The organism is Pseudomonas sp. BF-RE-22 (assembly GCF_019956155.1).
Taxonomy (GTDB): Bacteria; Pseudomonadota; Gammaproteobacteria; order Pseudomonadales; family Pseudomonadaceae; genus Aquipseudomonas; species Aquipseudomonas migulae.
Genome location: NZ_JAHBDD010000022.1, coordinates 276,162 through 302,487 on the forward strand (window position 1 = coordinate 276,162; position 26,326 = coordinate 302,487).

22 protein-coding genes are annotated in these 26,326 nt (G+C 58.3%); 13 read left to right on the forward strand and 9 right to left on the reverse strand.

The features are described from left to right. Positions 1-21 precede the first annotated feature (21 nt). The 9 genes from KGA82_RS13885 to yaaA form a co-directional block, all read right to left on the reverse strand. On the reverse strand, positions 22-1,143 hold the full coding sequence (locus tag KGA82_RS13885; RefSeq protein ID WP_008025363.1) for a mannuronate-specific alginate lyase: 1,122 nt from the start codon (positions 1,141-1,143) through the stop codon (positions 22-24). A gap of 7 nt (positions 1,144-1,150) precedes the next feature. Beyond that, entirely contained in the window at positions 1,151-2,599 is a 1,449-nt protein-coding gene (locus KGA82_RS13890) for an alginate O-acetyltransferase (RefSeq protein ID WP_192227782.1), read from the reverse strand. 10 nt (positions 2,600-2,609) lie between these two features. Continuing rightward, positions 2,610-4,196 carry a mannuronan 5-epimerase AlgG gene (algG, locus tag KGA82_RS13895; protein WP_223450779.1) on the reverse strand — a complete coding sequence of 529 codons (1,587 nt, stop codon included), beginning with the start codon at positions 4,194-4,196 and terminating at the stop codon, positions 2,610-2,612. 26 nt (positions 4,197-4,222) lie between these two features. Then, positions 4,223-5,707 carry an alginate export family protein gene (locus tag KGA82_RS13900; protein WP_223450781.1) on the reverse strand — a complete coding sequence of 495 codons (1,485 nt, stop codon included), beginning with the start codon at positions 5,705-5,707 and terminating at the stop codon, positions 4,223-4,225. After that, complete coding sequence (algK, locus tag KGA82_RS13905; RefSeq protein WP_411741515.1) at positions 5,704-7,203, reverse strand: alginate biosynthesis TPR repeat lipoprotein AlgK; 1,500 nt, start codon at positions 7,201-7,203, stop codon at positions 5,704-5,706. Before algK ends, KGA82_RS13900 begins: the two co-directional genes overlap by 4 nt. A gap of 15 nt (positions 7,204-7,218) precedes the next feature. Further along, positions 7,219-8,388, reverse strand: coding sequence for an alginate biosynthesis protein Alg44 (locus KGA82_RS13910; RefSeq protein ID WP_008025372.1), 1,170 nt, complete (start codon positions 8,386-8,388; stop codon positions 7,219-7,221). 36 nt (positions 8,389-8,424) lie between these two features. After that, entirely contained in the window at positions 8,425-9,906 is a 1,482-nt protein-coding gene (gene alg8, locus KGA82_RS13915; RefSeq protein WP_411737733.1) for a mannuronan synthase, read from the reverse strand. A gap of 152 nt (positions 9,907-10,058) precedes the next feature. Next, entirely contained in the window at positions 10,059-11,375 is a 1,317-nt protein-coding gene (locus KGA82_RS13920; protein ID WP_008044520.1) for a nucleotide sugar dehydrogenase, read from the reverse strand. Between the two features lie 823 nt (positions 11,376-12,198). Beyond that, complete coding sequence (gene yaaA, locus KGA82_RS13925) at positions 12,199-12,978, reverse strand: peroxide stress protein YaaA (protein ID WP_008025377.1); 780 nt, start codon at positions 12,976-12,978, stop codon at positions 12,199-12,201. A gap of 252 nt (positions 12,979-13,230) precedes the next feature. On the opposite strand from yaaA, the gene KGA82_RS13930 reads away from it, so the two are divergent. The 13 genes from KGA82_RS13930 to KGA82_RS13990 all read left to right on the forward strand — a co-directional run bounded on the left by KGA82_RS13930 (position 13,231) and on the right by KGA82_RS13990 (position 26,012). Beyond that, complete coding sequence (locus KGA82_RS13930; RefSeq protein ID WP_223450791.1) at positions 13,231-14,355, forward strand: polysaccharide deacetylase family protein; 1,125 nt, start codon at positions 13,231-13,233, stop codon at positions 14,353-14,355. Positions 14,356-14,691: 336 nt separating this feature from the next. Then, positions 14,692-16,086: a PhoH family protein gene (locus KGA82_RS13935; RefSeq protein WP_008025381.1), complete on the forward strand. Its 1,395-nt coding sequence runs from the start codon at positions 14,692-14,694 to the stop codon at positions 16,084-16,086. Between the two features lie 269 nt (positions 16,087-16,355). Next, positions 16,356-16,829, forward strand: coding sequence for a cyclic pyranopterin monophosphate synthase MoaC (moaC, locus tag KGA82_RS13940; protein WP_008044525.1), 474 nt, complete (start codon positions 16,356-16,358; stop codon positions 16,827-16,829). Next, the gene (gene moaD / locus KGA82_RS13945) at positions 16,826-17,068 is read left to right on the forward strand and encodes a molybdopterin converting factor subunit 1 (protein ID WP_008025385.1); all 243 of its coding nucleotides are present in this window, start codon (positions 16,826-16,828) and stop codon (positions 17,066-17,068) included. The genes moaC and moaD overlap by 4 nt, the downstream gene beginning before the upstream one ends. A gap of 3 nt (positions 17,069-17,071) precedes the next feature. Next, positions 17,072-17,524, forward strand: a complete 453-nt coding sequence (moaE, locus tag KGA82_RS13950; RefSeq protein ID WP_008044526.1) for a molybdopterin synthase catalytic subunit MoaE — start codon at positions 17,072-17,074, stop codon at positions 17,522-17,524. A 309-nt stretch (positions 17,525-17,833) separates the two neighbouring features. After that, positions 17,834-18,610, forward strand: coding sequence for an ABC transporter substrate-binding protein (locus KGA82_RS13955; protein ID WP_008044528.1), 777 nt, complete (start codon positions 17,834-17,836; stop codon positions 18,608-18,610). A 235-nt stretch (positions 18,611-18,845) separates the two neighbouring features. Then, positions 18,846-19,355, forward strand: coding sequence for a disulfide bond formation protein B (locus tag KGA82_RS13960; protein ID WP_032828589.1), 510 nt, complete (start codon positions 18,846-18,848; stop codon positions 19,353-19,355). A gap of 828 nt (positions 19,356-20,183) precedes the next feature. Next, positions 20,184-21,128, forward strand: a complete 945-nt coding sequence (gene cyoA / locus KGA82_RS13965) for a ubiquinol oxidase subunit II (protein ID WP_008025394.1) — start codon at positions 20,184-20,186, stop codon at positions 21,126-21,128. A 3-nt stretch (positions 21,129-21,131) separates the two neighbouring features. Beyond that, positions 21,132-23,162 (forward strand): cytochrome o ubiquinol oxidase subunit I, encoded by a 2,031-nt coding sequence (gene cyoB, locus KGA82_RS13970; RefSeq protein WP_008025397.1) that lies wholly within the window; start codon positions 21,132-21,134, stop codon positions 23,160-23,162. Between the two features lie 3 nt (positions 23,163-23,165). Next, positions 23,166-23,792 (forward strand): cytochrome o ubiquinol oxidase subunit III, encoded by a 627-nt coding sequence (locus KGA82_RS13975; protein WP_008044529.1) that lies wholly within the window; start codon positions 23,166-23,168, stop codon positions 23,790-23,792. After that, entirely contained in the window at positions 23,793-24,128 is a 336-nt protein-coding gene (cyoD, locus tag KGA82_RS13980) for a cytochrome o ubiquinol oxidase subunit IV (RefSeq protein WP_008025399.1), read from the forward strand. Positions 24,129-24,139: 11 nt separating this feature from the next. Then, positions 24,140-25,027 (forward strand): heme o synthase, encoded by an 888-nt coding sequence (gene cyoE, locus KGA82_RS13985; protein ID WP_008025400.1) that lies wholly within the window; start codon positions 24,140-24,142, stop codon positions 25,025-25,027. 346 nt (positions 25,028-25,373) lie between these two features. Continuing rightward, entirely contained in the window at positions 25,374-26,012 is a 639-nt protein-coding gene (locus KGA82_RS13990) for a DUF6036 family nucleotidyltransferase (RefSeq protein ID WP_223450793.1), read from the forward strand. The last annotated feature ends 314 nt before the right edge of the window (positions 26,013-26,326 follow it).

Here is a 26,326-nt window from a genome sequence, read left to right on the forward strand (position 1 = left end):
ACAGGGGATTGGCGTTTGGCTCTAAGAACCTTTGCCTTTTTCGTTCGCCGGGTCGTAGACCTTGGTCAGGTCACCCCCGAGGCGGAAGGTCTTGAACGGCTGCATCTCGTGCTTTTTCTCGAGCACATCCGGCGAGCAGGTGTAGAGCGTGCAGAACGGTTCGAGCCAGGCGAATTTCGAGTCGACCTTGAGGTCGGTCATGTCCTGTTCCTTGCCGTTCTTGTTCTCGAAGATGTCGGGGTCTTTAACCCCGGCGAGCACCCGATCACCCAAACGTTTCAGCGCGCCGTTGTTTTCCTGACGCAGATCCACACCGTTGACCTGGGCGAAACTGGCGATCATCGCCAGCGGTGGCAGGGCGTAGTTGTGATAGGCGAGGGCGCGTTGCTGGCGCTTGAGTTCGTTGGGCAAGAAGCCTTGGGCGTCGACCTGATTGGCGCCGACCTTGTATTCCTTCACGGCCCAGTCGAACAGGTCGCGGCGGTTGGTGGCGACGGACGTTGCCATCACCGACCAGGCGGCCCAGTACGAGTGGTTGTTGGTTTGTTCCAGCGGCAGATTGTCCCAATCGCTGACCACCTGATCGGCCATTTTGCTGAACCAGGCTTCAATCAACTGCGACTCTTGCTGATGGTTCGCCAACGGATGCGAGTCGGAGAATTTCAGGCGGATGTACGAAGACGCCATGCTGCCCAACGCCCATTTGCGCATCGATTTGCCGGTGTGGTTGAAGTCTTTGGACATCAACGCATCGGCCTTGGCCCAGGCGGTCAACCAGTTCAGCGTGCATTCGAGCTGTTCCGGGCGACCGTCACGCATGAACTGCATCACGCGCTTGCTGGTGCCGCGCTCGATCTTGGTGATGTCGGCCGTGGTGTCGCGGAAGGCTTTTTCCGATACCTCGTTCAGGGTCGAACGGGCCTTGTCGGAACCTTCGTATTTGCTGCGAAATTGCAGCGCGCCGGTATACGGCGTCGGCATCGCGTCACAGCCTTCTTTGCTGTCGCCGGTTTTGACTTTTTCAATCGGCGCGAAGTAACCCTGTGGCGGACGCAGCGGCGCGGCGGCCTGGGTGGCGCCGGCGAACATCGCCAGCGTCAGCAGGGAGGGCGCGAGTAGCTTTTTCAAAGTTCGGGTTTGCATGATTGCCTCATTGCCCGACCGAAGCAGTACGCTGCTCGGCACTCGGGAACACGTTGCGTTTGCAGATTTTCGCTTCGACTTTCTGCTGCGCGGCACCTGCTTCAGGACCCTGGATTTCGACGGCCAGCAGATTCTGCGAGGCCCAGTCTTCGTCCGTGCGCAACTCAAAGGCGAAACGCCCGTCGGTGTCGGAGGTTTCCGGTTTTTCGATCTTGATGTCCTCGTGGCGACCGTTCATGTACCAGAGGGTGGCTTGCAGGGTTTTCACCGACGGATCGGCGAAACGGATGTCGACCTGGTGACTGCTGTTTTGCAGGTTCAGGTTCTTGCTGTTGACCATCAATTCGTTCTTGCCCGGTTTCAACGTGGTGCTGCCGGACATCTGTGCATCCTTGCCTTCGCAACCGTTGTCCAGCAGCGCCATCATCTGGCGGTAGATGGTTTCCTGGTCGAGGCGATAGAGCGGCGAGAATTCCCAGATCAGAATCTTCGGTGGCTTGGTCTGGAACTCTTCGCTGCCCAGGTACTGCAGCATCGAACCTTCCAGGCCACCGCCGGGGAACGCCACGTTGAGGATGTCGGCGCCGATGGCCTCTTCGAGGAAACCGGCGAAGTTGTAGTTCTTGCCACTGTGGCTGGTGCCGACCAGGGTGATCTCCGGGTTGCCGGAGTCACTGAACAGATCGCCATCCGCTGCTTCGCCTTTTGGCTCGGTGGTGAATTGATCCATGTACTGGATCGCGTAGCTGGTGCCACAGAGTTGACCGGCCATGTTGTGTAACGTTCCGGTCTTGCCCATGCGACCCGACTTGTGGCTCTCGAATTCACGCTTGGGAATGCCGGCAAACTCAGGCAGTTGCTTGATTTTCTCGCCGACGATTTTTGCCGTGCGCTGGGCGCCATATGGCGTCCAGTGCTGGTCGCCACGGAAGTAGAAGTCGTGGGCGGGCAGGGTGTCGGGCAGCGACTCGTTGGTCAGCGGCGACAGGTCCGGCACCACGTAACCCATGGCGGCGAAACGGCCGAGCATGGTCTTGTAGTTCCTCAGCGCCTTGTCGAAATCGAACCTGGCCTTGTCTTCCGGATTGAGCTTGTTGCGGTTTACCAGGCCACGAGTGGGTTGGTAAACAATCACCAGCTCCACGCCTTTGCTCTTGAACGCATCGTGCAGTTCTTTCATGCGTTTGTAGCCGGCGGGGGTGGTGTCGAATTCGGTGCGCAAGTCTTCTTGCGTACGGAACAACCAGTCACCCTGAGCTTGCACCAGCGTGGTGAAGTTCTGCTGGTAACGCGTGGTGTAGTTCTTCGCGTCGTGGGCTTCGGGGCACAGGTTGCAGCACGGTTCGGCGCTGAATGTCGGCGCTTTGGCTTCATCTGCACGAACGCCGCCGCTGGCCGCGAGAATGCCGGCGGTCAGGGCCGACAGGCTGAGTAATTTGATCAAGTGTGGGTGCATAAAATTATCCTCAGTCCCGCATTTCGGTCTGGCGTTCGACAGGGTCGATCAGCACGGCTTTCTGCTGGCGTACCAGCAGGTCGAGAATTTCATCCTGACGCTCGCCGAGAATCCCGCTGAAGCTGATGCCGCTGGATTTGGTCGGGGCAAGCATGGACACGCGATACAGCTCGACGCTCAGCGGCGAGTCGATGGACAGCGGGCCACTGCCGTTGCCGGCCAGTTCGCCGCCGACAACGATCAGCGACACCTGGGCGTCGAACGGGTCGAGCTTGATGTCCCGGTCGGTGTCGCTCAGGTCCTTGATGTGGCCGTAGACGCCGGTCAGGCCGTTGGCCATGGACAGGTTTTCGTACAGGCGAATGTTCACGCTGTTACGAATGCGAATGCCGTGGCGACGGTTGCTGATCACCTTGTTCGCCCACAGCAGGTTGTCGGCACTCTCGTAGAGGGTGATGCCGTCGGTGTGGTTCTTGTAGATCTCGTTGTAGGCGATGATGTTGTTGACGCTGTTCCGGTCGATCACCAGGCCCGACAACTTGTTGTCGTAGCTGCGATTGTTGAAGATGAAGCTGTCGTTGACCTCACGGGAAATAATGATCCCGTGCTTTTTCTTGGTCCCGTAGACGGTGTTGTCGGCGATGATCAGGCCGTGCGAGCGGTCATGCGGGTCGATGCCGTAGACGATGTTGTCTTTGTAGGTGTTGCCCTTGACCACGAAGTCGCGGGTTTCGTAGCAGTAGAAGCCGTACCACATGTCCGAGAACTCGGAGCCGATGATCCAGCCGGTCGGTTCAGGGCGCTTGAGCACCTTGGCCATGTTCGGCGTGTACTGGGAAATACTCACGCCGTAGGACTTACTGTTGGCGTAGCCGAAACTGGCCATCTTGCTGTTGGCGATGTAGGTCTGGGTGCCGCCCCAGGCCAGCAGGAACGGACGGAATTCCTTCGGCGACTTGAACGTCGCCGGGCCGTTGTCCTTCTCGCGCCAGCCAGTGATTTTGGTGTCGCGCACAAACAGCTGGCCGTCGTTGACCAGGAATGAACCGGCCTCTTGGGACAGGCGCAATTCCTGGGTCTGCTTGTCGATTTCGAGGATGCCTTTCTCACCGACCACAATCGGCAATTTCGCCAGGAACACGCCCGGCGAGGTTTCGCTGAAGTACTGCTTGGGCAGCTTCTTCGCCAGGTCCTTGAGGTTCATGTAGCCGTCGTCGATGAAGATCGCCTGCGGGATGCCGTGCTGACGCACCACCCATTCGGCCATCTTGTTGTCGCCGCCGATGAAGTCCTTCAGCGCGTTCTCTTGCATCATCCGACGCACACTGATTTTGCCGGCCTTGGTGCGCACGATTTTCGCGGCGATGGCGTCGGCGGTGTAGCCGGCGGTGTCTGGCAGTGTCGGCTTTTCCAGTTCCAGCGGCGCGGTCGGGGCGCTGCTGACGGTGTAGGTCTTGGCCTGTTGCAGTTCCTTGGCCATGGTTACCGGCTTCAACGGGTTAGGAGCCGCCGGTTCCACGTTGGCGAAGCAAGCCGAGCTTGCCAGCAGCATCGCGCCGGCCAGCAAGGTCAACGAGCCTCTCTTCGGACTGTTCATGTCAGGAACTCCCTTAGCGGTTCGCATCAGAAGCGCCAGATCACGTCGATGAACGCGCGGTGCATGTACGAGTCGACTTCTTTGCCATAGGCATCGCCCGGCTTGAACACGCCGCCACGCAAGCGCACCAGGGCCGACGGTTCGTCGATAGACTGGCTCAGCGCGGCAGGCAACAGGCCTTGCTTGAAGTACTTGGTGACCACAAGGTCCATTTCCTGGCCGAGGTCTTTGTTGCCATCTTCCAGCGGCAGGGACGTGCTGGAGAGAATCGCGCCGGTTGGGTCGGTGTCGTTCTCGACGGCGTTGATGCCGTTGCTGCCGACCGGCTTGTTGCCGTCGACGCGCCAGAACTTGTGGTAGATCACGCTGGCGTCGTACTCGTCGTTGAGCATCCACGAACCGAACAACGTAGCGGTCTGCATGTTGTTCATTTCGCCACGGAACGCTTCGCCGAAACGGTGAACCCGCGAGCGAGTACCGGTGTAGTTCGAGCGGTTGCTTTCCAGGCCGTTCTGTTCGTAATCGGCACTGGCGCGGGCATAGGCTGCACCCACTTGCCATTGCGGATCGAGGCGCAGGCGCACGCCGATATCGGTGGCCCAGCCGTTGAGGTCTTCACCGCGCTTGGCTTCCGTCGGGCGCGAGCCATCGGCGTTCAGCTGATTCACCGTGTCGGTGTCGCCGCTCATGCCGGTGATGCTGCCCCAGTAATTGACGGTGTTGGTGTTGCGGTAGTTGTAGGCGTCGCTGTCAGCGGTGAGGCCGAGCCAGCTGATGTCGCCGTTCTGTTTCTTGTCCAGCGAGTCACCGGGCACGCCCGGTTCCGGGTAGTCGAGCTTGCCGTCGTCGTGGGTGTGATGACCGCGAATGCCGACCCAGTTGCCCGGTGTCCATTGATACGCCGTGTCGGCGTAAACGTGCAGGCGGTCTTTGTCTTTCGGCGCCAACTCTTTGAGGTCGGTGCGGTATTCGCTGAAGCGTTCGGCGACGCCGACGTTGGCGCGCAACAGCGTGGTGTCGAAGGTCCAGTTCAGGGCTTCGATGTTGGTGTCGCGCCATTGGCCGTCGTCGTTGCGCAGGCGTTGACGACCGAGTTTCAACTGCTCGCCCGGATACGGCGTCAGGCCGCTGTAGCCGACCCAGAATTCGCGCATCGCCAGGTAGTTTTTCTTGGTCTTGCGATCACCGTTGTCGGTGGTCTGGGTGCCGTCGCTGTCGGACTGCTGCAAGGTGTCGGTTTCGATGATGTCGGTAGACGTCACGGCCTGACCCATGGCGTAGGCGCTCCACGCGCCGCTTTCGCCGTAGACCCAGGGACGCAGGTCGAGACCGACGCCATTGACGTCGCCGCCGCTGGCAGTGCCGAGGTCACGGTCGTCTTCGGACTGGCCGGTGATTTTTACGTCCAGACCGAAATTCTTGGTTTCGGTGATTGCCGCCAGGGTCGGGCAAGACCAGATCAGCGCAAACGTCAGGCCGATGCCGGCCTTCATGAATGGATTCAACTTCATAGGGATTCCTCGCCGTCTTCTTCTTGCAGGGCATGCAGTTCCAGCGTGTTCTGGCTCAAGGCGCCACGAACGGCCTGTTCTTGTTTCAACAGGCGTTGGGCCTCGACCAGCTGGGCAGGCGGCAGTTGGGCTTCGAGAGTTTGCGCAAGCTCGGTGGCCTGCGGGGTGTTCTGGGCCTTGGCCAATTGGCTGAAGACATAAGCGTTAAGCGGGTCGGGCTTGGTGCCCTTGCCTTGGGAAAACAGCTGGGCGATGGCGAAGTCGGCGCTGTTCTGACCGTTGCGCGCAGCGGTCAGCAAGTGATCCAGTGCCTTCTGCGAATAGACCTTGCCCAGGTAACCACGACGGTAGATCTGGCCGAGGTAGTAATCGGCGGCGACTTCCTTGCCGACGGCTTTCTGGAAATGTGCTTCGGCGACTTTCGCGTCCGCCGGCACCCATTTGCCTTCGTAGTAGAGCTTGCCGAGCAACAGTTCGGCGCGCGGCTGGTCAGCAGCGCGGCCGTTGTCCAGGTACTTCATCATCGTGTCTACGTCGCCGAGTTCCGGGAAGTCGTAGAGCAATTGCGCCAGGCTGACCCACGAAGCGGGGTAGGCGGGGGCGATGTCTTCGAGCAGCGCCTGAGCGGTTTTTTCGTCGGTCTTGCCCAGGCTTGCATCACCGAGCACACGAGCAACGCTGTCCACGCGCTGAGCGGAAACGGTGCCACGGGTATGTGCCGCTTGCATCTGCTTGATCAGCTCGGCTTGCTGTTCCGGTTTGCCTTGTTTCTGGTAAACCGTGGCCAGCTCGACGTAGCAGATGTCGGTGGTGTTCAACGCCGCTTTGCAGATCGTTGCGACTTCGTCCAGGTGCTGGTCGTAAGTGCCTTGGGTGCGATAGAGCAGCACCTGGGCCAGGCCGGCTTCCGGTTTGCCTTCGGCGCGCCATTGGCTGATCTGCTGTTGCGCGTTGACGTTGGGGAAACTGTGCGGGTATTGCAGGTACAGCATCGCCAGCGGGATCAGCGTGTTGCCTTCGCCATTGGCCGAAGCCTTTTTCAACAGGGCTTCAGCTTCGTGCTGTTCGGCTTCGGTGGAGCCGGGTTTGGCCACCAGCAAGCGACCCAGGCGAGCCTGCGCTCGCGGCGAGACGTCGGCCGCCGCGCGGTAAGTCGCCTCGGCCTGCTTGAGCTGCGCCGGGTCGCGGCTGTCGACCTGGATATCGGCGAGGCCTACTTGGGCCTCGCTGTAGCCCAGGTCGGCCAGTTGCTTGTAGTTCTGCTGAGCCAGCGCGGTGTCGCCGCGCTTGAGCGCTTCATTGGCCAGACGCTGGTCGGGCAGACCGGCGCAACCGGCCAGGCTGACTGCCAATGCCAAGGCACACACTGTTCCAATGTGGGAGCCAGCCTGCTGGCGATTCAGGTTGCGCGGTGCATCAGTTGAACCGCGTTGATCCCATCGCGAGCAGGCTCGCTCCCACAGGGTCTGCGGTGTGTTCAAGGTAGGAGTCGTCACAGGCATGTCCTCGACTTAAAGACCGGAAGCCATGGCTTTATCGATCAGCCAGTTCAGGTTCGGGCCACGGTCGCTGTTCACTTCAACCGGGCGACCGGCGAACTTGCTGTCCAGCGGTTCGTCCGGCTGGATCAGCACGCGGATGTCGGACGACAGGTCGGCGCTTTTCAGGCTGGTGCTGCTAACGATCTTGCCGGTGCGGGTCTTGTCTTCGCCGGCAATCTGGAAGTTGACGTTGGTGCCTGGACGCACGTCGCTGAACTGGCGATAGGAGAAGCGCGCTTCAACGTTGGCTTCGCTGTTACGCGGCACCAGCTGGAAGATCACGTCGCCCTTGCTGGCGTACTGGCCGTCGGCAACCAGTTGCTGCGCCACGGTGCAATCGCATGGCGAGGTCAGGGTGCCGGTCATTTGCTTGCCGAACAGTTCTTCAACCTTGGCCGGTTGCAGCTGATTGTCGTCAAGATGGCCCTTGAGTACGTCGAGCATGCTGGTGCTGAACGTCGCCAGTGGCGCGCCTTTGGCGGCAACGCCGTCGGCCTTGATCAGGCTTTGCACGGTGCCGTCACGCGGCATGGTGATGCTCATGCCCGGCACACTGACCAGACCGGCCTGCGCGTGGCTGACGAAGTACATGCCGTACACCGATTTGAAAATGAAACCGAACGCCGCCAGACCGACGAGGAAAATCCCCAGGCTGAAGGTCACGGCACGCAGACGACCGAACGCGGTCATGCCGTGGCCGCCATCCTTGACTTTGCGCGCCTTGGTGAAGTTGTCGCGCTGCAGGGTCGCCAGCACTTCACCCATGCTGACGATGTCGCCGGCCAGGTGCGAAGTGATCAGGTGGCGCAGGGTCGAGATGTCTTGCGGTTCCAGGTTCTGGAACTGGCAACCGGCACGGCCGGTCTGGCGGTCGAAGGAGCGCACTTGCATCTCTACGTCCATGGCCAGGCCGAGGTTATCGATGACGAACTGCAGGCGAGCCTTGTGCACATCGCCGACCTTCAGCGGCAGCTGACCGGCGTTGAACGCCAGGCCGCCGGCGGAGAGGTCGAGGACACGGGCTTCAACCGGCGTGCGGTCCGGGCCGAAGAAACGCAGCTTGGCCGGAATTTTCACTCGGGCGTGTTGGCGCTGGGCTTCGGATTCATGCACTACATTGGCGTTGACGGCGGTATTCATAGGGGCGATTTCCTGGTTAATTCAATAAGGGGGCGGTCAGACCATCATCAGCAGCACGGCGACAAAAATGCTGCCGGCGGAGAAGGTCATGGTCCGAGACGACCAGGTGTTGAACCAACGTTGAAAGCTGGCGAGATCACGGGTCAGGGAAGTGGGCTGGCGAGTCCAGGACTGTTGGTCGAGGCGGAAGAACACGTAGATTTTCACCAGCGCGCCGACGATCTGGTTGTAATAGAGAATCGCCGGGTAAGCCGGGCCGATCCGGTGACCGGAGCAGGACAGCAGCAGGGTCAGGATCAGGCGGGTGATGCCGATCCACAGCAGGTAAACGAGGATGAACGCGGTGCCGTACTTGAACGACGCGATGAGCGCGACGGTCAGGCCCAGCAAGGACGTCCACATCGATACACGCTGATCGAACAGCACCACCGAGGTGAACAGGCCGAGGCGCTTCATCCCCAGGCCCAGGGCGCGGGAGTTCTGGCGCAGGTTATTGCCGTACCAGCGGAACATCAGTTTGCGGCTGGCCTTGATGAAGCTTTTTTCCGGCGGGTGTTCCACGGTGTGGATCGCCGCGTCGGGCACGTAGAACGTGTCGTAGCCCAGGCGCATCAGGCTGAACCAGCTCGACTTGTCGTCACCGGTGAGGAACTTGAAGCGGCCCAGGCGCCAGTGTTGCAGCGAGTCGCTTTCCACATCGGCGATGAAGTCCGGGTTGGTGACCACGGTGGCGCGGAACACCGACATGCGGCCGGTCATGGTCAGTACGCGTTTGGACAAGGCCATCGAGCACATGTTGATGTGGCGCTGGGCGAAACGCAGTTTGTGCCACTCGCTCATGATGTAGCCGCCGCGCACTTCGCAGAATTCGTTGGTGGTCAGGCCGCCGACATTGCCGAACAGCTGGAACCACGGCACGGTCTTGAGCACGACGCCTTCGGCGAGCACGGTGTCGCCATCGATCACGGCCACCACGGCGCGGTCGTCCGGCAGGTGACGGGAGATGGCGCGGAAACCGTAGGCCAGGCCATCACGCTTGCCGGTGCCGGGAATGCGCACGAAGTCGAGCTTGACGCGCTCCGGTGGATTCATCTTGGTCCACAGGCTTTTCACCAGCTTCTCATCGGACATTTCCACGATGGAGCAGACCATGGTGGTCGGCAGGCCGCAGTCGATCGCTTCACGGATCACCGAGGCGTAGACCTGGGCGGTGGTCAGCGCGTCGATACGGAAACTGGTGACCATCAAAAACACATGGGACGGGTCTGCCGCTTTACCCAGCTTGCGCACTTTGCGCCGCAGGTGCGGGTAGACCACGTACAGAAACAGCATGCCGCGCAGAAAGTGCGTGGCACCCATCGAGTAGCGCCAGATACCGACGATACCGATCAGGAAAATGAAGTCCTTCGACTCGGAGTCGAACGTGGACACAGGCAACGCCCTGGCGATGCCCATCAAAATACTTAAGTAAAACAGCCAACCGGCGGCCTGAAGTAGGCCGTGCTTTAGCCTGTGCATAATCTGCATCCGTCTCGATCTCGGGCGAGGCCCGAATGGGTTAAGGCAGGCGTAAAAACTGTAGGAGCGAGGCTTGCCCGCGAAGGCTGCCTGCCTGACACACCGGGGCGCCTGGTTCGCCGGCAAGCCTGGCTCCTACAGAGCGCGGCGTGTTACCAGCAGATGCCTTCGGTGCGGCCACTCACGCTGGTGGCTTTCGACATGAAGCCGACCAGGTCGATCACTTGCTTGCCGTGCGGAGCGTTCTGCGCCAGGGCGCGGAATTTCTCGTCACGGTTGCCGAGGATGATCACGTCGGAGTTGTTGATCACTTCGTCGAAGTCGGAGTTGAGCAAGGACGAGACGTGAGGAATCTTCGACTCGATGTAGTCCTTGTTCGCACCGTGAACGCGGGCGTATTCGACGTTGGCGTCGTAGATGCTCAGGTCGTAGCCTTTGCCGATCAGCATTTCTGCCAGATCAACCAGCGGGCTTTCGCGCAGGTCGTCGGTGCCGGCCTTGAAGCTCAGGCCCAGCAGGGCGACTTTGCGTTTGTCGTGGCTGGAAACGATGTCGAAGGCGTTCTGCACCTGGGATTCGTTGCTGCGCATCAGCGAGTTCAGCAGCGGTGATTCCACGTCCAGGGCGCCGGCGCGGTAGGTCAGGGCGCGCACGTCTTTGGGCAGGCACGAACCGCCGAAGGCGAAACCTGGGCGCATGTAGTACTGGGACAGGTTCAGTGTCTTGTCCTGGCAGACCACTTCCATCACTTCACGACCATCGACGCCGCACGCCTTGGCGATGTTGCCGATCTCGTTGGCGAAGGTCACCTTGGTGGCGTGCCACACGTTGCAGGTGTACTTGATCATCTCGGCAACGGCGATGTCCTTGCGGATGATCGGCGCGTCGAGTTCTTCGTACAGCGATTGCAGAACGTCGCCGGACGCCTTGTCGAATTCGCCGATGACGGTCATCGGTGGCAGGTCGTAGTCGGCGATCGCGGTGCTTTCGCGCAGGAACTCAGGGTTCACCGCCACACCGAAATCAACACCGGCTTTCTTGCCGGAGCAGTCTTCGAGAATCGGGATGACAACGTTTGCGACAGTGCCCGGCAAAACGGTGCTGCGAACCACGATGGTGTGGCGGGTGGTCTTGTCACGCAGGACAAAACCGATCTCGCGGCACACGGCTTCGATGTAGTTCAGTTCCAGGTCGCCGTTCTTCTTGCTCGGCGTGCCGACGCAGATCATCGACAGGTCGGTGTCGCGAATCGCTTCCGCGAAGTTGGTCGTACCGCGCAGTCGACCGGTCTCGATACCCTTGGCCAGCAGTTCGCCCAAACCTGGTTCAACAATCGGTGATTTACCGGCGTTGATCATATCGATCTTGTCTTTGGCGACATCGACGCCAACGACGTCATGGCCCCGTGCAGACAGGCAACCGGCACATACTGCACCGACGTAACCCAAACCAAATATGCTGATGCGCATCGCATTTACCTCTCGTTAACAAGACTGTGTTCAACAAGCCATTACATGGCCGGAATTAAGTGTGTTCAGCAGTTGTAGTGCGCTCGGAAGTGCGGCAGTCAGGCGCCACAATGCCGTGTACAGGCATACTAAGTTCCGAGTGTCTAAATAAGTGCACTCAAGGTGTGCGTAACCAGGCCTTATTATTATGACTTGCCCTGTTATGCAGCCGAGTCCTCTGGTCGAGGTCCTTCGTGCAAAGGTCTTGCGCGCTCAATGCCAGGCCGAAAGCCCGTAAATCAAGCGGTTTGGTGCTCAGGTGAGCACGTTTATAGGGGCGCTGCCTTGGCCGTGTAGGGGATAGTAGTGATGCGTTATCTCCTTTCCTTCAGATGTTGCCCAAATCAGGGATTATGTAGCCGAAGTTATTGTGACAACTTCGCTACGTGAATCTCTTCTCTGCGTAAGTTATCTCGTACATGTTCAGAGATAATGGTTACCGGTGGTATGAGCTACGCATTTGGACATAGTTCCAGTCCACCCATCGCGAATTCTGAAATTTCTTGAAATATTGAAAAAGATGGCACTGCTTTCATATTGATAGCAACGGCTGTTTCACCCTTGATACATAGGGTCGTCGTTGGATTAGATAGTTTTATGCCACTACTGATAATTTTTTTTAGTGCCACTACTGAAAAAAATCACGAAAGTCGAGTGAAACTAAAGTTAGGATTTTGATTGCTTGAAAAATGGCGCCAAATAACTGACGAAAAAGGCGGGGGATTGTTTGGAGATTTGAAGGCGGTGCACGACGCTTTTGCGGTCGTGCACCGACCGGGTGCATTTACTCGGGGGCGTGATCGCGCAGGAACACCAGGTTGTCCGGTTTAGACTGCTCGGCACTGTACCGATAGCCCTGAACGTCAAACTGCTTGAGTGCGGCGGGGTCGTTGATGCGTTCTTCGATGACGAATCGGCTCATCATGCCCCGGGCCTTTTTCGCGTAGAAGCTGATGATCTTGTACTGACCGTTTTTCAGGTCCTTGAACTCGGTATTGATGATGCGGGCATTCAGGGCGCTGCGTTTGACCGCCGAGAAATACTCGTTGGACGCCAGGTTCAGCAGCACGTCATCGCCCTGATCGGCCAGGGCTTCGTTCAACCATTCGCTGATGCGCGTGCCCCAGAAGGCATACAGGTCCTTGCCACGGGCATTGGGCAATTTGGTGCCCATTTCCAGACGGTACGGTTGCATCAGGTCCAGTGGACGCAACAGGCCATACAGGCCGGACAGCATGCGCAGATGCTGCTGGGCGTAATCGAAATCGGCTTCGCTGAAGGTTTGTGCGTTGAGACCGGTATAAACGTCACCCTTGAACGCCAGCAGGGCCTGTTTGGCGTTTTCAGGCGTGAACGCCGGCGTCCAGCTGCCGAAACGCGCGGCGTTGAGCCCGCCGATCTTGTCGGAGACATGCATCAGCTCGCTGATCTGCGCCGGCGTCAGGTCGCGCAATTGCAGGATCAGCTCCTGGGAATGGTCGAGGTATTGCGGCTGGGTGAAACGCTGGGTGGCCGGCGGTGTTTCGTAATCGAGGGTCTTGGCGGGGGAAATCACCATCAGCATGAAGTCGTCTCCTTTAATCGTGGGGCGATTCTAGGGGGTTGTCCGTGTTGACTCCAGCTATCAAGTCCATAGGTGATGATCGGTGGCCACGATCTCCTGTAGGAGCGAGGCTTGCCCGCGAAGGCGGTGTTTCAGCCACTGATGTTCAAACTGATACACCGCCTTCGCGGGCAAGCCTCGCTCCTACAGGGGAACGTGGCCAGTGCCGGATCAGCTATAGTGCCGCGCGGGTTTTGTTATGGAGACATCCCATTGCGTATCGTTTTTCTTTTTTCGGCGTGGCTGTTGAGTTTCGGTGCCCTGGCGGCGCCGGGCGATGTGGCGACGCTCGATCGCAGCACCTGGCCTGAACAGCTCAGCAACCCGACGCTGTTCGATGTCGCCTCGCGGGCAGAGATACTGATGTTCGCGCGCGTGCTGCTGGCCAGCGAATCGCTGGATGACGCGAGCCTGGCCCAGCGCCTGGGCCTGCGTACCATCAACCTGGACTCGGTCAACCGCCTGCGGCAGCGCATGTGGCAACAGTTGCTGACCAACTACAACTTCGCTCAACAGAGCTGCGATCAGGACGCTTCCTGGTGTTATCTGGTGGAGGACATGGCCACCTTGCGTGAGCAAGCCGCCAAGTTTCAGGTCAGCGCCGACAGCTACTACATCAAATGGTCCGAGCCGAGCCGACTGTTCCATGCGCAGTACCTCGACGAGCAATTGCGCAAGGCTGCGCTGTTTCCGCAAACCAGCAGCGAAATCGATCGTTTTGGCGACTACGAGCGCAACGGCGAGCAGATGCATGACCGGCTGTTCCTGTTGACCTTCGACAGCGCCGCCAATGCCGCGCCGGACAACACGGCATGGGTCACCGAGTACCTGCGCAAGGCCAACATGACGGGCACGTTTTTCGTCCTTGGCAAGGACATTCAGGCGCGTCTGACCGATCGTTCCGTCGCCAACCTGCAGGCCACTTACTCGGCGCAGTGCATCGGCGTGCAAGGCTGGGAGTTCCGCTCCCACAGCTATTGGCAGGACTGGCAGGACTCGGTGCGGCGCAGCGCCGAACTGGTCAAAAGCAAATTGCCGGAGAACTACGTGCCGTTGTTTCGTCCGCCCGATGGTCAGCGCCGTTCAGACGCGCAAGGCTTCTTCAGAGCCCAGGGTCTGCAAGTGGCGCTGTGGGACATCGATGCCCAGGACGGCGCCGGCAAACTCAAGGCCAGTCAGAGCGCGCAGCGCGTGTTGACCCTGATGCTGTTGTGGCGGCATGGGGTGATCAATTTCAACATTAAACAGGATGGCGTGAAAACGGCGATGCCCTGGCTTGTCACGCAAACGGCGCTCAGCGGGATCGGTTGGGAAGATTGTCAGGATGCGTTTCGCTGAAAGCGGGAAAGCCCGTAAATATTGGGGCTAAGGCGATTTTGGAGGGAAATTCAGTGCAGGCGGACTTCCGACTTTAACGGCACATTGCCTGCAGGCCAAGGGCTATTCGTCACTCTGAAAAATAAACTTCAAAAAAGCGTCAAAGTGCTTTTTTCTGTCACATGTTTTGGAGTATTACGAAGACAGACCGCCGAAACCTGCAACACAGGTGGCGTCTCCCAAGACCCAGCTATGGATGCAGTTCACTTGAGTCCCCGCAGGTGAATTCGGCAGTCACTTCGAGGCGCAGCACCGCCAAGGTATTGCGTCGAATGGCTCCCACAAAGGTGACCGAGTATGGATGATCACGGACGTAGTTCTTCCTCCAACCAGCCAATCCTTTATGTACTCGATACCAACGTATTGATTCACGATCCAAACGCCCTGCTGAACTTCGAAGAACACCACGTCGCGATTCCGATGACCGTGCTTGAGGAGCTGGACAAGCTCAAGAGCGGGCATCACAGCGTGGCTGCGGAATGCCGTCAGGCGATTCGCCTGATCGACAAGACCCTGGGCGAAGCCAGCCCTGAAGACGTTGAGCTGGGGGTGCCGATCCAGCGTGGCAAAAGTGGGCCCAAGGGTTTGCTGTCAATTCTGATGAGCAAACGTGCCGAACCGAACATCATTCTTCCTGAACACCTGAACGACAACATCATCATCAACCAGTTGATCGACCTGCACGCGCGCGCGCCAAAGCTGCCCGTGGTGCTGGTCACCAAAGACATCAACATGCGCCTCAAGGCCCGTGCCTGCGGGATCGCGGCCGAGGACTACAGCACTGACCAACTGGTTGACGACGTTTCGTTGCTGCCCAATGGTTATCACAACATGGACGGCTCCTTCTGGGATCGCGTGAGTAATGTCGAAACCCGCCAGGACCACGGCCGCACCTGGCACCAGGTGAAGCTGACCGACAACCTGCCGGCGGTGCACATCAACGAGTTCATCATTGACGAGCAGGGCTTTGTCGGCTGGATCAAGGAGATCGACGAAGACAAGCTGCTGATTCTCGACCTGCATCAGGAACCCCTGTTGCACCAGGAAGCCTGGGGCCTGAAACCGCGTGACATCTATCAGAGCCTGGCGCTGTACGCCTTGCTTGATCCGGATATTCACCTGGTCAACCTGTCGGGTGCGGCCGGTTCCGGCAAAACCATCCTGGCACTGGCGGCGGCAATCGAGCAGACCATGGTCAGCAAGCGCTATCGCCGGATCATCGCGACGCGCAGCGTTCAGGGCCTGGACCAGGAGATCGGTTTCCTGCCCGGCACCGAAGCGGAAAAAATGGAGCCGTGGCTGGGCGCCATCACCGACAACCTCGAAGCCTTGCACATGGATGACGAAAACACCCATGGCAGCGTCGATTACATCCTCAGCAAAGTGCCGTTGCAGTTCAAATCCCTCAACTACATCCGGGGTCGCAGCTTCCAGCAGAGCCTGATTTTGATCGACGAATGCCAGAACCTCACGCCGCACCAGATGAAAACCATCATCACCCGTGCCGGCGCCGGTTCCAAAGTGGTGTGCCTGGGTAACCTGGCGCAGATCGACACCCCTTACCTGTCCGCGACCAGCTCCGGGCTGACCTACCTGACTGAACGTTTCAAGGATTTCCCCAACGGCGTGCACATCACCCTGCAAGGGGTGCCTCGTTCGATTCTGGCCGAATACGCCGAATCGCATCTGTAACCCTTCACCCAAACCGGGCGGCCCTCGTGGGTCGCCCGGTTTTTTATGCCCCACACAAAACCCCCTGTAGGAGCGAGCGGTGCGACGATTCGACTTGCCCGCGAAGGGTACGACGAAGTCTGTCAGGCACACCGCGTTATCGTTTTTCGCGGGCAAGTCGAATCGTCGCACCGCTCGCTCCTACAAGGGATTGTCGTGATTCCATAATCAAACGTGCGGAAGATTGACCCACGGGTTTACAATCGAGGCTCTTGATCAGGAGTAACCCTGTGCTGACTCATCTCGATTCCCAAGGTCGCGCCAACATGGTCGACGTCACTGAAAAAGACGTAACGTTCCGTGAAGCCACCGCTCAAGCGCGGGTGCGCATGCTGCCCGAAACCCTGCAAATGATCGTCAGCGGCGGTCACCCCAAGGGTGATGTGTTCGCCGTGGCGCGCATCGCCGGCATTCAGGCGGCGAAGAAAACCAGCGATCTGATTCCTCTGTGCCATCCGTTGCTGCTCACCGGCGTCAAGGTCGAACTGAGTGCCGAAGGCGACGACACCGTGCGCATCGTCGCGAGCTGCAAGTTGTCCGGGCAGACCGGTGTCGAAATGGAAGCGCTGACCGCAGCCAGTGTCGCGGCGCTGACGATTTATGACATGTGCAAGGCCGTGGATCGTGGCATGACCATCGAGAGCGTGCGGTTGCTGGAGAAACTCGGGGGCAAGAGCGGTCATTACCAGGCGGATCAGTCATGAACCTCACCGTGAAGTTTTTCGCTCGTTATAGAGAAGCACTGGGCGTCGACTCAGTGAAAGTTGAAGGTGATTTCGCCACCGTCGATGACGTTCGCGCACTGCTGGCCAAGCGTGACGGCGCCGATGTGTTGAGCGAGCAGAACCTGATGTGCGCCCGCAACGAAGACCTCTGCCAACTCGACGAGCCGGTAAGTGATGGCGATGAAGTGGCGTTTTTTCCGACCGTGACCGGGGGCTGAACCATGGCGATTCGCGTGCAGTCCACGGCGTTCGATCCGGGTGCGGAAGTCAACGCCATGCACGCCGCCAATGTCGGCGTCGGTGCGGTGGTGAGTTTTGTCGGTTACGTGCGCGACTTCAATGACGGGCTCGACGTGGCCGGGATGTTCCTGGAGCACTATCCGGGCATGACCGAAAAGGCCCTCGGCAAGATCGCCATCGAGGCCGAACAACGCTGGCCGTTGCTCAAGCTGGAAGTGCTGCACCGCATCGGTGCCCTGGAGCCGGGTGAGCCGATCGTCTTCGTCGGCGCCGCCAGCGCTCACCGCCAGGCCGCGTTCGATGCCTGCGCCTTTGTCATGGACTACCTGAAAACCCGCGCACCGTTCTGGAAGAAAGAGAACACCCGTGAAGGCGCGCGTTGGGTGGAAGGGCGTGACAGTGATCATGCGGCGGCGGATCGCTGGAAGCAGTAAGTCCTGCGGCGCCTTCAAGTACGCCTTCGCGGGCAAGCCTCGCTCCTACAGGGTTTTGTGTCATACGCATATTATGTGAACGACACAAAACCCTGTAGGAGCGAGGCTTGCCCGCGAAGAGGCCATCTGCATCACCCAATACCTTCCTGACTCACCGCCCGACCACCGGACGGCACATCCGCGTTCCCCCCAATTGACGGCTCATACATAAAAGTCCAGTATGGAATTATAAGTACAAAAAAGGCGTGCCCCCGTTTCTGCTCTTTCTTCTGTCTTGCCAAACCAACAACAACCCGCGAGAGAACGAACATGAAGAAATTCCCCCTCATCACCGGTCTGGCCCTGAGCCTGTTGGCGTGCAGCACTCTGTTTGCCGCCGAGAAAACCCTGCGCATCGGCATCGAGGCGGCTTACCCACCGTTCGCGTCGAAAACCGACAAAGGTGAAATCGTCGGTTTCGACTACGACATCGGCAATGCCCTCTGCGCGCAGATGCAGGTCAAGTGCGTCTGGGTCGAAGGTGAGTTCGACGGTCTGATTCCTTCCCTGAAAGTGAAGAAAATCGACATGGCGCTGTCGTCCATGACCATCAACGAAGACCGCAAGAAGTCGGTGGACTTCACCCACAAGTACTACTTCACCTCATCGCGCCTGGTAATGAAGGAAGGCGCGGTGGTGGATGATCAGTACGCCAGCCTCAAAGGCAAGACCGTCGGCGTGCAACGTGCGACCACCACGGACCGTTATGCCACCGAGGTGTTTGAACCCAAGGGCATCACTGTCAAGCGTTACGGCAACAACGAAGAGATCTACATGGATCTGGCAGCCGGTCGCCTCGACGCCATTTTCGCCGACACCATCCCGCTGAATGACTTCCTGTCGATGCCGCGCGGCAAGGGTTACGCCTTCGTCGGGCCAGAGCTCAAGGATCCGAAATACGTGGGCGAGGGCGCCGGGATTGCCGTGCGCAAGGGTAACACCGAATTGGTCAGCCAACTGAACACGGCCATCGACGGTATTCGCGCCAGCGGCGAGTACCAGAAGATTTCCGAGAAGTACTTCAAGTCTGATATCTACGGCGACTGAGCAGCCGCATCGCCAGCAGGCTGGCTCCCACTTTGGAATGCATTCAACTGTGGGAGCCAGCCTGCTGGCGATGCGGTCGTGGGATCATGCAAATCTCTGGAAACTGATCGAATTTAATCCCTTCTTAACCACCTTATCGTTTATTCCCCGACATCTATTCCACACGCCCCGGGCTCTCCAAGGTCCGGGCCAGCGTGTAGACTTCCGGTCAATCGATATCTAGAAGGGAAACGCAATGAGCGAGGAAACGATGCGGTTGGGCCGTGAGCGGCGCTACCTGGTGTTGCTGGGCATCATCTGTCTGGCGCTGATTGGCGGCGCGCTGTACATGCAGATCGTGCTGGGCGAGGCGCCGTGCCCGCTGTGCATCCTGCAACGTTATGCCTTGTTGCTGATCGCGATCTTCGCGTTCATCGGCGCGGCAATGCGCACCCGCCGCAGCATCACGGTGTTTGAAACCCTGGTGGTGATCTGCGCCCTGGCAGGCGTCGGCGTAGCCGGGCATCACGTCTATACCCAGTTCTATCCGGCGGTCAGCTGCGGCATCGATGTGTTGCAACCGATTGTCGATGGTCTGCCGCTGGCGAAGATCTTCCCGCTGGGGTTCCAGGTCGATGGTTTCTGCTCCACGCCGTACCCGCCGATCCTCGGTCTGTCACTGGCACAGTGGGCGTTGATCGCCTTTGTCCTGGTGGTGGTGCTGGTGCCATTGCTCACTTCGCGCAACCGCAAGGCACTGCGCTGAGGTCATTCGCGGTATCGCTGTGCAACACATGAAAACGCCCCGGCCCTCGTTGAGAGAGCCGGGGCGTTTTTCCATTCAGGGCTCGGGTAAAAAGACCTTGATGCGCGACAAGAACGGGTGCGGCGCATGTGCGACATGTTGTCACAGCGCGAGTGTCGCAAGGCGTTTCAGCGTGTCGGATTGGTATGCGTAGACGCAATGAAAATGGTCTTCTGATTTCGCAGCAGGCTTTAGCGCTCTCAACCTGGAACAGGCAGTTTTAACAGGCCTTGGCAAATTGCCAGAGCCCTTGTCACATGGGGGCTTAGGCAGGGTAGAGGGCAGAGGCAGAGCTTTCGATACTGTCTGAACTGCGCGTGGTAGCCCTACTTATTTTGGTGTTTTTGTTGAGAATGAATTTCGATAAGATGCCGCACTTTTGCGAAAACCGTTAATGATTGTTGCTGGAATGGATAAAAATTATTTCGGGATGAGACATGGTTTATGAATCGTTACATATCTACAATCGCCCGCACTGAATTCCCGGCACTGCTCACCCTGCTTCAGGTGCTTGAGCAGCAATAGGACGTCGAGGGGCCGGATGGCTTCATGCGACTCCTCTGGTGTCGGTGCCTTCCAACTATCCGCACCAAATGGAATTGGTCTGTAACAAGGCCTTTGACCACGAATTCGAATAAGAACTCACCGCTTGCCCAGGAATTGTCGAGCAGCGTCTGACGCGCGACGGGCGGCCCTTATTCAATCCAAGAAAATGCCAACCCTTGGCAGGGTGAAGTGTTGGCGATCAAAACCCAACTGCATTGCGCAAGCTGCTTTAGAGGTCGTGAGATGAGTAAAAACAGGTACCCCAGACTACTAGGCTTATTGCCGCTGATCGGCACGTTGTTGCTGTCAGGCTGCAACATGACCTTGCTCGATCCCAAGGGCCAGGTTGGCCTGGACGAGCGAAACCTGATCATCACCGCAACGCTGCTGATGCTGTTGGTCGTGGTTCCGGTCATCGTCATGACCTTCCTGTTCGCCTGGAAATACCGCGCGTCCAACACCGACGCCGTGTACACGCCGAAATGGTCGCACTCCACCAAGATCGAAATCGCGGTGTGGGCTGTTCCAGTGCTGATCATCATTGCCCTGGGTTATGTCACTTACAAGTCGACCCACGCACTGGACCCTTACAAGCCGCTGGTCTCCGACGTCAAGCCAATCACCATTGAAGTGGTCGCGCTGGACTGGAAGTGGATGTTCATCTATCCGGAACAAGGCATCGCCACCGTCAACAAGATCGTGTTCCCGGCGCACACGCCGATCAACTTCAAGGTGACTTCGGACTCCGTGATGAACTCGTTCTTCATCCCGGCGCTGGGCGGCCAGATCTACGCGATGGCCGGCATGCAGACCAAACTGCACCTGATCGCCAACCAGAACGCTGAAATGGACGGTATCTCCGCCAACTACAGCGGCGCGGGTTTCACCGGCATGAAGTTCAAAGCTATCGCCACTTCCCAGGAAGATTTCGACGCCTGGGTCAGCGAAGTCAAAAAGGCACCTAAACAGCTTGAAAAAGCTGAATACGAAGCCCTTTCCAAGCCAAGCCAGAACAACCCAGTCGAGCTCTACTCCTCGGTCACGCCGAACCTGTTCCAGATCATCGTCGACAAGTACGAAGGCATGAAACCAGGCAAGCCGATGCACCACGAGAAGAAAGAGCACGAAGTGGCCGCCATGGAAGGGATGGACATGAGTTCGCATTCAGCTGCCGGGGCAGAGGAGTAAACGATGTTTGGTAAATTAAGTTGGGAAGCGGTCCCGTTCCACGAGCCGATCGTGATGGTGACCATCGCCATGATCGCGCTCGGTGGTCTGGCGCTGTTCGCTGCAATCACCTACTTCAAGAAGTGGACTTACTTGTGGACCGAGTGGCTGACGTCGGTCGACCACAAGAAAATCGGCGTGATGTACATCATCGTCGCCATGGTCATGCTGCTGCGCGGTTTTGCCGACGCCATCATGATGCGTACCCAGCTGGCCATGGCCACCGAGGGTTCGCCTGGCTACCTGCCACCTGAACACTATGACCAGATCTTCACCGCTCACGGTGTGATCATGATCATCTTCATGGCGATGCCATTCTTCACCGGCCTGATGAACCTTGCAGTGCCGCTGCAGATCGGCGCGCGTGACGTTGCCTACCCGTTCCTGAACTCCCTGAGCTTCTGGTTGCTGGTATCCGGCGTAGTGCTGATCAACCTGTCCCTGGGCGTCGGCGAATTCGCCAAGACCGGCTGGGTTGCCTATCCACCGCTGTCGGGCCTGCAATACAGCCCTGGCGTGGGGATGGATTACTACATCTGGGCGCTACAGCTATCGGGTCTGGGTACGACGCTGACCGGGGTTAACTTCCTGGCGACCGTGCTGAAAATGCGTACCCCTGGCATGAAGCTGATGGACATGCCGATCTTCACCTGGACCTGCACCTGGGCCAACGTCCTGATCGTGGCTTCGTTCCCGATCCTGACCGCTACCCTGGCACTGCTGACGCTTGACCGTTACATGGATTTCCACATTTTCACCAATGAACTTGGTGGCAATCCGATGATGTACGTCAACCTGTTCTGGGCCTGGGGTCACCCCGAGGTTTACATCCTGATTCTGCCGGCGTTCGGGATCTTCTCCGAAGTCATCTCGACCTTCTCCGGCAAGCGTCTGTTCGGCCACCACTCGATGATCTACGCCTCGGGCGCGATCTCGATCCTGGGCTTCATGGTCTGGCTGCACCACTTCTTCACCATGGGTTCGGGTGCCAGCGTCAACGCCTTCTTCGGTCTGGCGACGATGCTGATTTCGATCCCGACGGGGGTGAAGCTATTCAACTGGCTGTTCACCATCTACCAGGGCCGTCTGCGTTTCACCAGCCAGGTTCTGTGGACCCTGGGCTTCATGGTGACCTTCGCCATCGGCGGCATGACCGGCGTACTGCTGGCCATTCCGGGTGCCGACTTCGTTCTGCACAACAGCCTGTTCGTGATCGCGCACTTCCACAACGTGATCATCGGCGGCGCGGTATTCGGTTACATCGCAGGCTTCGGCTTCTACTTCCCTAAAGCGTTCGGCTTCAAGCTGCACGAAGGTTGGGGCAAGGCAGCGTTCTGGTTCTGGATCACCGGCTTCTTCGTCGCGTTCATGCCGCTCTATGTACTGGGCTTCATGGGCATGACCCGTCGTCTGAACGCCACCACCAACCCTGAGTGGGTGCCGTACCTGTACGTCGCCATGTTCGGTGCGGTGATGATCGCCGTCGGCATCGCTTGCCAGCTGATTCAGCTGTACGTCAGCGTGCGTGATCGCAACAAGCCAGAAAACATGTGCGAACACGGCGACCCGTGGAATGCACACACCCTGGAATGGTCGACCTCGTCGCCACCACCGTTCTACAACTTCGCGGTCCTGCCAAAAGCGGAAACCATCGATCCGTTCACCGAAGCCAAGGAAAACGGTACTGCGTACAAGGCTCCGGCCAAGTACGAACCGATCCACATGCCAAACAACACCGCGACCGGTGTGGTCATGGGTGCTCTGTTGACCGTGTTCGGTTTCGCGATGATCTGGCACATCTGGTGGTTGGCTGCATTCGGCCTGATCGGCACCGTGGTGTACTTCGTGATCCACGCTGCACGTGATGATCAAGGCTATATGGTGCCGGTCGACGTGATCGAGCGCATCGAAGCCGAGCAGCACAAGCGTCTGGTAGCGGCCGGGAAAGTTCCAGCCACCGCCACCCGTGTTGAAACCTCGTTGGAACAGGCTTAAACCATGTCGAACTTAGTGACCAATGCTGGACACACCCATGTCGATGGACATGGGCACGATGACCATCACCACGACTCGGGCGAGATGACCGTATTCGGTTTCTGGCTCTACCTGATGACCGACTGCATCCTGTTTGCATCGATCTTCGCGGCGTACGCGGTACTGGTTAACAACGTAGCGGGTGGCCCGTCGGGCCACGACATCTTCGAACTGCCTTACGTACTGGGCGAAACCGCTCTGCTGCTGTTCAGTTCGATCACCTACGGCTTCGCCATGCTGGCGTTGTTCAAGGGCAAGAAGAACCAGGTCCTGGGCTGGCTGGCCATGACCTTCCTGTTCGGCGCCGGCTTCATCGGCATGGAAATCAACGAGTTCCACGTGTTGATCTCCGAGGGCTTCGGTCCTAGCCGCAGCGGCTTCCTGTCCGGGTTCTTCACCCTGGTCGGCACCCACGGTCTGCACGTGACCAGCGGTCTGATCTGGATGGCGATCATGATGTACCAGGTGCAGAAAAACGGCCTGACGGCGACCAACAAGACCCGTCTGAGCTGCCTGAGCCTCTTCTGGCACTTCCTGGACGTGGTGTGGATCTGCGTATTCACCGTTGTTTATCTGATGGGGACTATGTAAATGGCTAACGCTCATTCCCACGATAGCCACGACGCCGGCCACGGCAGCGTCAAGTCCTACGCTATCGGTTTCATCCTGTCGGTCATCCTGACAGTCATTCCTTTCGGTCTGGTGATGTACCCATCGCTGCCGAAAGCCTTGACCCTGTGGATCGTACTGGCCTTCGCAGTGATCCAGGTGCTGGTGCACCTGGTGTACTTCCTCCACCTGGACCGTTCGGCCGCGCAGCGTAACAACGTGATTGCGTTTGTGTTCGCCGCGATCGTGATCGTCCTGCTGGTTGGCCTGTCGCTGTGGATCATGTTCAGCATCCACACCAACATGATGGCGCACTGAGGTAAATCCGGATGTCCTTGAAGCACTTTATCCAAATCACCAAACCGGGGATCATTTTCGGTAACGTGCTTTCAGTGGCAGGCGGATTTTTCCTGGCCTCGAAAGGGCATGTCGATCTGGCCATCTTCCTGGCCGCCATGATCGGCACGTCCCTGGTGGTGGCATCCGGTTGCGTGTTCAACAACTGCATCGACCGCGACATCGACATCAAGATGGAACGCACCAAGAACCGGGCGCTGGTTCAGGGCTTTGTCTCCCTGAAACTGGCCCTGGCCTTCGCGACCGTCCTGGGTGTTGCCGGCGTTGCGTTGCTGTACAAGGTGGCCAATCCGTTGGCTGCGCTGTTCGCCGTGATCGGCTTTGTCATCTACGTCGGCTTCTACAGCCTGTACCTCAAGCGCAAGTCGGTTCACGGCACGCTGGTGGGCAGTCTGTCGGGCGCCATGCCGCCGGTGATTGGCTATGTCGCGGTGAGCAACACCTTCGACATGGCTGCACTGACGCTGCTGGTGATGTTCAGCCTGTGGCAGATGCCGCATTCCTACGCCATCGCGATCTTCCGCTTCAACGATTACCTGGCCGCATCGATTCCGGTGCTGCCAGTGAAGCGCGGGATTCAAGTGGCCAAGAAGCACATCCTGATCTACATCCTGGCCTTCCTCGTGGCGACCTTGATGCTGACCTTCAGCGGTTACGCCGGCATGAGCTACCTCGCCGTCGCCGCGGCCATGGGCATGTACTGGTTGTACATGGCCTGGACCGGCTACAAGGCAGTGGATGACACGGTCTGGGCACGCAAGCTGTTCGTGTTCTCGATCTTCACCATTACCGCGTTGAGCGTGATGATGTCCCTGGACTTCAAAGTGCCGACCGAGCTGTTGCTGACGTACGCGCCTTAAGCGTTGGATGCTGTAAAGAAAAACCCCGCCCTTTGAGAGAAGGAGCGGGGTTTTTTATTGCCCGTATTCTGGTGGACCGAGTTGCCTGCATCGCGAGCAAGCTTGCTCCTGCAATGGATCGGCGTTGCTCCACATCTTGAGCACGACACAGACCCCTGTAGGAGCAAGCTTGCTCGCGATGGCGGTCTGACAGACGACAACGATTGATCGGTAAAACTGCAGAAACTTCCCACACAGCTTTCAGGTTGTCGGTCGGAAGTTGCCTCTCTAACTTCGGGACGTGCGCAATTAGCGGCAGAGGTATTCGCGCGCCGCGCCACGCTCCGAGAGTACTAGAGGATCGACAATGGCAGTGCAGGACGCAATTACCCCGAGCGTCAATACGAGTAAGGCATTGGGCCAAGCTCTGATTTCGATGTTCAAATCCCTCGAAGTGGAACTGGTACTTGAGGGAGCAGAATCGGGGGCAGTCAAAATTATCGTGTTTGGTGGTTGTGCAGTTCATCTGTATACAAATCATCGTTTTTCGACAGACGTCGATGCCGAGATTTACGAGGCAAATGTCCCTGAAGCTCTTCACCTTCAAACCATGCTTGCGCAGATACCCGAGCAGTTTGTGGATGAGCAGTCAGGTCGGTTAATGGAGCTGAACTATGACCTCCAGTACAACACCAGTTTCGGCCCAATTCACGAGGATTATTGGGAGCGGAGCCTTCCGCTCACGGAGTTTCCAATTGAATCGCCTCTGTACGTGCACATAGCGGCACCGGTCGATATTGCGATATCAAAACTGGGCAGAGCGACCGAGCAGGACGTCAGCGATATCAGGGCGCTTCTGCGGAGCGGCTTCATACTGAGTGCCGATTTCCATCGGCTGGCATTGCAGGCAATTGATGTATATGTTGGGAATAAAGAGCCTCCAACCTCCGTTTTAACTCAAATTCTGGAAGACTACCTGGAGAATACGGATGAAGAGTTCGTTTGATGGCCACGTCCTCTCATCGGCCTTGGACACACTGGTCAAGAGCCCATTAAATCAAGCCGATGACACTGCGCTGGTGAGTGCCGCGAAAGAGGTCTGGTACTCAAACTCGAATCTGAAAAGTGAAGTCACGGCCTTTTTGAGTTGCCACACGGATGATGTGGAAGTTCGTCGAGCAGGCTACTTGCTTGAGCGATTCACTCGCTTTGCCTGCGTTTCCGAATGCCGCGTGTCGGAAGCCCTCAGTGCCCTCGAGCTTTTTACGCATTCGACATCCAGGCAGGCGGTTATGCCGCCGGCTGTTCTACCACTTCGCC